Consider the following 757-nt stretch of genomic DNA (forward strand, 5'->3'; position numbering starts at 1 on the left):
ACCCACTTAACGGTGAAGGCCCTGTGCAGAAATACTTGGAAAAGAAAGGCGGTGGCATTCACCACCTTTGTTTCCGCAGCGACGATATCGAAGCGGATGTTGAGCGTTTGAAGGCAAAGGGTTATCAATTCCTTTCCGATGCACCTTCACCTGGTGCGCACAATTGTAAAGTGATCTTCATCCACCCAAAAAGTGCCGACGGCATTTTAATAGAGCTTAACCAACCCATGGATCAGTAAGCACTTACATAAGCATAACAATAGAGCAGCTATTACTTAACGAGAAATACTATGTCTGATAAAAAGCCTGATTTAGCCGCACAACTCGAGCAATGGGAAGCGCTTGCGACCAAACAAATGAAAGGGGTCAGTCCGGATGAAATGACCTGGCAGACGCCAGAAGGTATTCCCGTTAAGGTGCTCTATACCGAGGAAGATACAAAAGACCTGCCTCACACCCAGACACTTCCCGGTATGGCTCCCTTTGTACGTGGCCCAATGGCAACGATGTACGCCGGCCGCCCCTGGACCATCCGCCAATACGCAGGATTTTCCACCGCAGAAGAGTCAAATGCTTTCTATCGCAAAAACCTGGCTGCCGGTGCACAAGGCGTATCAGTTGCCTTTGATTTAGCGACTCACCGAGGTTACGACTCAGACCACCCACGCGTAACGGGTGATGTAGGTAAAGCAGGTGTGGCGATTGATTCAGTCGAAGATATGAAAATTCTTTTCGACGGCATTCCGCTTGATAAAGT

At 48.7% G+C, this 757-nt stretch carries 2 protein-coding genes; both read left to right on the plus strand.

All coding sequences use genetic code 11. The features are described from left to right. Positions 1 to 239, plus strand: a 239-nt coding sequence (locus tag A3766_RS10685) for a VOC family protein (RefSeq protein ID WP_197479527.1), incomplete at its 5' end; no start/stop codon positions are given. Positions 240 to 290: 51 nt separating this feature from the next. Continuing rightward, positions 291 to 757, plus strand: a 467-nt coding sequence (locus tag A3766_RS10690) for a methylmalonyl-CoA mutase family protein (protein WP_231882886.1), incomplete at its 3' end; no start/stop codon positions are given.

The organism is Oleiphilus sp. HI0132 (assembly GCF_001635845.1).